At 73.2% G+C, this 6,009-nt stretch carries 4 protein-coding genes, 1 rRNA gene and 1 pseudogene; 5 read left to right on the top strand and 1 reads right to left on the bottom strand.

The genetic code is table 11. The features are described from left to right. The 3 genes and pseudogenes from rrf to ACIP84_RS23650 all read left to right on the top strand — a co-directional run. A 5S ribosomal RNA gene (rrf, locus tag ACIP84_RS23660) occupies nt 1-92 on the top strand; the annotation flags it as partial. 290 nt (nt 93-382) lie between these two features. Further along, a pseudogene (locus ACIP84_RS23655) lies at nt 383-1,087 on the top strand (RNA helicase); the annotation flags it as partial. A 522-nt stretch (nt 1,088-1,609) separates the two neighbouring features. After that, nucleotides 1,610-2,413, top strand: coding sequence for a hypothetical protein (locus tag ACIP84_RS23650; RefSeq protein ID WP_401800049.1), 804 nt, complete (start codon nt 1,610-1,612; stop codon nt 2,411-2,413). 64 nt (nt 2,414-2,477) lie between these two features. On the opposite strand, the gene ACIP84_RS23645 is transcribed toward ACIP84_RS23650, so the two are convergent. After that, complete coding sequence (locus ACIP84_RS23645; protein WP_401800010.1) at nt 2,478-3,770, bottom strand: DUF1015 family protein; 1,293 nt, start codon at nt 3,768-3,770, stop codon at nt 2,478-2,480. A 79-nt stretch (nt 3,771-3,849) separates the two neighbouring features. On the opposite strand from ACIP84_RS23645, the gene ACIP84_RS23640 reads away from it, so the two are divergent. Then, nucleotides 3,850-4,944: an HAD hydrolase-like protein gene (locus ACIP84_RS23640; RefSeq protein ID WP_401800008.1), complete on the top strand. Its 1,095-nt coding sequence runs from the start codon at nt 3,850-3,852 to the stop codon at nt 4,942-4,944. A 71-nt stretch (nt 4,945-5,015) separates the two neighbouring features. After that, the gene (locus ACIP84_RS23635; protein ID WP_401800005.1) at nt 5,016-5,858 is read left to right on the top strand and encodes an ABC transporter ATP-binding protein; all 843 of its coding nucleotides are present in this window, start codon (nt 5,016-5,018) and stop codon (nt 5,856-5,858) included. Nucleotides 5,859-6,009: the final 151 nt, after the last annotated feature.

Raw genomic sequence — 6,009 nt, 5'->3', positions numbered from 1 at the left:
CGCCCGGTTACATTCCGAACCCGGAAGCTAAGCCTTTCAGCGCCGATGGTACTGCAGGGGGGACCCTGTGGGAGAGTAGGACGCCGCCGAACAATTCTTCAGGACCCCTGGTCCCAGCGTTCACGCTGGGACCAGGGGTCCTTTTGTTTTTTGCTTGACTTTTCCGATGCGCGGCCGAGTGCCGGCTGCGCGAGAATGACTGCAGTACCCGAAGACAGGAGTCACGTCGATGTCCACCAACTCTCCCGACGACCGTCCGGAGCGCGAGCCGCGTCGCAGGGACGGTGCCGGCGCCGGCGGTGACCGGGGCGGCTTCCGTGGCCCGCGCCGTGACGACAACCGCCGTGACGACAACCGCGGTGGCGACAACCGCGGCGGTGGCTTCCGTCGCGACGACAACCGCGGCGGGGACAACCGCGGCGGTGGCGGCGGTTTCCGCCGTGACGATCGTGGTGGCGACAACCGTGGTGGCGGCGGTGGCTTCCGTCGTGATGACCGTGGTGGGGACAACCGTGGTGGCGGGGGCGGTGGCTTCCGTCGCGACGACAACCGTGGCGGGGACAACCGCGGCGGTGGGGGCGGTGGCTTCCGTCGTGATGACCGTGGTGGCGACAACCGTGGTGGCGGCGGCGGTTTCCGTCGTGACGATCGTGGCGGGGACAACCGTGGTGGTGGCGGTTTCCGTCGCGACGACCGGCCCTCCTTCCCGCGTGACGACCGTCGTGACGACAACCGTGGTGGCGGCGGTGGCTTCCGCCGTGACGACCGTGGCGGCGACAACCGCGGAGGCGGCTTCCGTCGTGACGACCGTGGCGGGGACAACCGTGGCGGAGGCGGCGGCGGTTTCCGTCGTGATGACCGTGGTGGCGACAACCGTGGCGGTGGTGGCGGTTTCCGTCGTGACGACCGGCGCGATGAGCGTCCCTCGTCGTTCCGTCGGGACGACCGGCCCTCGTACCCCTCGCGTGACGACCGCGGTGGCGACAACCGCGGCGGCGGCTTCCGCCGTGACGACCGTGGCGGGGACAACCGTGGCGGTGGTGGCGGTTTCCGTCGTGACGATCGTGGTGGCGACAACCGTGGCGGCGGCTTCCGTCGTGACGACCGGCCCTCCTTCCCGCGTGACGACCGTCGTGACGACAACCGTGGTGGCGGCGGCGGCTTCCGCCGTGACGACCGTGGTGGCGACAGCCGTGGTGGCGGCTTCCGTCGCGACGACAACCGTGGCGGAGACAATCGCGGCGGTGGCGGTGGTTTCCGTCGTGACGACCGGCGTGATGAGCGTCCTTCGTCGTTCCGTCGGGACGACCGGCCCTCGTACCCCTCGCGTGACGACCGCGGTGGCGACAACCGCGGCGGTGGATTCCGTCGTGACGACCGCCGCGACGAGCGTCCGTCCTCGTTCCGCCGGGACGACAACCGCGGTGGGGACAGCCGCGGCGGTTTCCGTCGTGACGACCGTGGTGGCGACAACCGTGGCGGTGGCTTCCGCCGTGACGACCGCGGGGGCGACAGCCGTGGTGGGTTCCGCGGGCGGGACGACCGGGGTGGCTTCGGGCGGCGCGACGACCGCGACCGCGACCGTGGCGACCGCGCGCCCATCAAGCGTCTGCCGATCCCGCCGGAGGTCACCGGTGAGGAGATCGACCCGGATGTGCGCCAGGAGCTCATGAGCCTGCCCAAGGGGCTCGCCGAGGACGTCTCGCGCAACCTCGTCATGGTCGCCCAGCTGATCGACGAGGACCCGGAGAAGGCCTACGAGTACTCCAGGGTCGCCCTGCGGCTCGCCTCCCGTGTCGCCGCCGTGCGCGAGGCCGCCGGCTTCGCCGCGTACGCGACGCAGAAGTACTCCGAGGCGCTCGCCGAGTTCCGTGCCGCCCGCCGGATGAGCGGTGGCGTCGAGCTGTGGCCCGTGATGGCCGACTGCGAGCGCGGTCTCAACCGCCCCGAGCGTGCGCTGGCGATGGCCGGTGAGCCCGAGGTGCAGAAGCTGGACAAGGCCGGTCAGGTCGAGATGCGGCTCGTGGCCGCCGGCGCCCGCCGGGACCTGGGTCAGCTCGACGCCGCCATCGTGACGCTGCAGAGCCCCGAGCTCGCCTCCAGCGCCGTGCACCCGTGGACCGCGCGCCTGCGCTACGCCTACGCCGACGCGCTGCTCGCCGCCGGCCGTGAGCGCGAAGCCCGGGAGTGGTTCGCCAAGGCTCTCGAGGCCGACAAGGACGGGGCCACGGACGCCTCGGACCGGCTGGCCGAGATGGACGGTGTCGAGTTCGTCGACGCGTTCGACGAGGACGAGGCCGACGAGGCGTCGGACCGTGGCGACGTCGTCGATGTCGACGTCGAAGGTGACGACGACGAGGACGACGACTTCGACGAGGACGACAGCGACGACAGCGTCGGCGACAAGAGCTGACACGGTCGGCATCTGAGAAGGGCGGCACCCGCAGGGGTGCCGCCCTTCTTCGTTCTCCTGGGTGTCAGTCCAGCGCCAGGCTTCTCAGGACCAGGCCCGTCGCCGGCTTCGGGCCGAAGGAGGTGGACTTGCGGGGCATCGTGACGCCCTGGCGGGCCAGGTCCCGGACGACCTCCTCGCGTACCGGGTGCATGAGGACCGCCGTACCGCCGCGGCGTTCCGCCTGCTCCACCGCGGCCTCCGTGTCGTGGATGTAGGAGATGTCCTCGGGGGCGTCCGGGATGTGCCAGACGTGCTCCAGGAGCGTGGAGTGCAGGACCGTGGCGTCCAGGGTCCGCCAGGCGTCCGGGCGGTCCGTCCGGATCGTGCGGTCGAGGAGGGCCGGGTCCGGGCGGTCGACGAGGTGGAAGCCGCCGTCTCCGGCCAGGAGGAAGGCGTTGCCCTCGGTCGTGGCCTCGGCGAGGGTCTCCATGGCCTCCGGCAGGGGCCGCTCGACGCGGCGTACCCGGAAGGCGCCGTCGAGGGCCGCGAGGGCGCCGGCGACCGGCAGGCGGTTGAGGAGCCGATGGATCGCGCGGACCCGGAGCGGGTAGCGGGCCGTGTCGATGAGGAGGACCAGGCCGTAGTTCCAGGGGCCGGGCGCCGGGTGCTCCTCGCGGAGGCGCAGATAGGTCGCCCAGCGGTGGTGGCCGTCGGCGATGAGGGCCTGGTGGTGGGCGAGCCCGGCGGAGACGGCGGCCTGCTCGGCCGGGTCGGTCACCGCCCAGAGACGGTGGTGGAAGCCGTCCTCCGTCGTCGTGGCGAGCAGCGGAGGGCGCTGGACGGTGCGCTCGACGACCTCGCCCGCGCCGTCGCCCTCGCCGACGTACGTGAGGAGCAGCGGTTCCAGGTTGGCCGCGGTGGTCCGCATCAGGGCGGCGCGGTCCTCGACGACGTGCGGCATGACGTCCTCGTGCGGGAGGACGACTCCCTCGGCCGGGGTGGAGAGTTCGAGGGCGCCGATGATGCCGCGCTGGAGGATGCCGTCGCCGTGCTGCTCGTACACGTAGAGCGCGGGCTCCGGGTCCGGGGCGAGGACGCCGTCCGCGAGCCAGCGGTCGAGGGTGACGGCGGCCTTGCGGTGGCGGGTGCCGGCGGTGATCGCCTGGGGCAGGATCAGCCGGACGATGTTGTGGGGGTCCGCGGACTCCAGGTGCAGAAGTCCGTCAGGTCGTACGACCACGTCGTAGGGCGGGGACGTGACGGCGGCCAGGCTGCCGACCCGCTCGGGGACGTATCGGAGCCCGCGGAACGGCGCCAGGTGCAGTCCGGCTGCGTCGTCGCGGACGTCGTCGGCCGCGTGACCTGAGGTGTTCATCTCGTCATCGTATGTGGCCGGTGCGATGAGCGATGATCGGGGGAGCGGGGAACCCACCCGGTGAGGCGAGGAGTGTGCGGTGACGGTGCGGAACGGCCAGGAGCGGCAGGGTGTGGGCAGGCGGCGGCCGGGTGGCAGCGCGGTGCCGCTGAGCGAGGCGTACGACACGGCGCTGCTGGACCTGGACGGGGTCGTGTACGCGGGCGGGGAGGCCGTTCCGCACGCCGTGGAGGCCCTCGGGGCCGCCCGGGGCGGCGGGATGCAGCTGGCGTACGTCACGAACAACGCGCTGCGGACGCCCGACGCGGTGGCCGAGCACCTTACCGAGCTCGGGGTGCCCGCCGACGCCGGGGACGTGATCACCTCGGCGCAGGCCGTGGCCCGGCTGATCGCCGACGACGTGCCGGCCGGCTCGCGGGTGCTCGTCATCGGTGGCGAGGGGCTGCGGGTGGCGCTGCGCGAGCGGGGTCTGGTGCCGGTGGACTCGGCGGAGGACGAGCCGGTGGCCGTGGTGCAGGGGTACGGCGGGCCGGAGATGCCGTGGGGGAGGTTCGCGGAGGCGAGCTACGCGGTGGCGCGCGGGCTGCCCTGGTACGCGTCGAACACGGACCTGACGATTCCCGGCGCACGGGGGATCGGGCCCGGGAACGGGGCCGCGGTGGAGGTCGTGCGGATCGCCACGGGCGGCCGGGTGGAGCCCAGGGTCGCGGGGAAGCCGCTGCCGCCGATGCACCGGGAGACGGTGCTGCGGACGGGCGCGCGGCGGCCGCTGGTGGTCGGGGACCGGCTGGACACGGACATCGAGGGTGCGTTCAACGGCGGGGTGGACTCGCTGCTCGTGTTCACCGGGGTGACGGACGCGGCGCAGCTGCTGCGGGCCGTGCCGGAGCACCGGCCGACCTATGTCGCGGCCGATCTGCGGGGGCTGCTCGTGGGCCAGCCGGAGGTCGTGGCGGAGGAGGACGGGAGCTTCGTGTGCGGGGGCTGGCGGGCCTCGGTGACCGCGCCGGGCGGGGGCGAGCTGGTCCTGGAGGGGCCGGCGGACGCGGCGGCCGGTGCGGGGGATCCCATGGACGCCGTGCGGGCTCTGTGCGGGGCCGCCTGGTCGGCGGCGGACGCGGCGGGCGGCGGGGTGCCGGACGCGGGGAAGGTGCTCGCGCGGCTCGGGCTGTGACACCGGCGACCTCAAAGAAATTGGGTAGGCTAACCTAACTTCATTTGGGCGGCGGGCACGGGAGCACGGGCATGGATGGTCGGCAGCAGCGGCTGAGCGCGGAATCGGTCACCCTGGCGTACGAGCAGCGGGTCATCGCCCGCGATCTGTCCGTCGAGATCCCCGACAACTCGTTCACCGTGATCGTCGGGCCGAACGCCTGCGGCAAGTCCACCCTGCTCCGCGCCCTCTCCCGGATGCTGAAGCCCAGCCAGGGGCGCGTCCTGCTCGACGGGCAGTCGATCCAGGCCATGCCGGCCAGGAAGGTCGCCAAGACCCTCGGGCTGCTGCCCCAGACCTCCGTGGCGCCCGACGGCATCACCGTCGCCGACCTCGTCGCCCGTGGCCGCTACCCGCACCAGGGGCTGCTGCGCCAGTGGTCGCCGGAGGACGAGCGCGTCACCCGGGAGTCGATGGAGGCGACCGGCGTCGCCGAGCTGGCCGAGCGGTACGTCGACGAGCTCTCCGGCGGTCAGCGCCAGCGCGTCTGGATCGCCATGGCGCTCGCCCAGCAGACGCCGCTGCTGCTGCTCGACGAGCCGACGACGTATCTCGACATCCAGCACCAGATCGACGTCCTCGACCTGTGCGCCGAGCTGCACGAGACCCAGGGCCGGACGCTCGTCGCCGTGCTGCACGACCTCAACCACGCGGCCCGGTACGCGACCCACCTCATCGCCGTCCGCGAAGGGGAGGTGGTCGCCGAGGGACCGCCGGCCGAGGTGGTGACCGCCGAGCTCGTCGAGCGGGTCTTCGGGCTGCGGTGCCAGGTCATCGAGGACCCCGAGACGGGGACGCCGCTGGTCATACCGGCCGGGCGGAAGGCCCGTGTCCCGCGGCCCGCCGCGTCGCCGGAGCCCGCCCTCGGCACGTGAGCCCGACGCGCCCCTACGCGGGCGGGCCCGCCCGCCCGCCTCGCCGTGCTGGGCCAGGCCCTGTCGTGGGACAACCCGCGGGCGGGGGACGACGGGGGGTGGGAGACACGGGCGAGAGCCGGGTGCCGGGGGGGGGCAGGTCGCGGGAGCC

The sequence above is a fragment of the Streptomyces sp. NPDC088707 genome (genome assembly GCF_044752725.1).
Classification (GTDB): domain Bacteria; phylum Actinomycetota; class Actinomycetes; order Streptomycetales; family Streptomycetaceae; genus Streptomyces.
This window is presented reverse-complemented; position numbering and strand designations above follow the sequence as displayed.

Bases quoted from the DNA above. Each gene is read 5' to 3' on its own strand.
- ACIP84_RS23645 (WP_401800010.1), bottom strand. From the start codon at position 3,770: ATGAACACCTCAGGTCACGCGGCCGACGACGTCCGCGACGACGCAGCC.
- ACIP84_RS23635 (WP_401800005.1), top strand. From the start codon at position 5,016: ATGGATGGTCGGCAGCAGCGGCTGAGCGCGGAATCGGTCACCCTGGCG.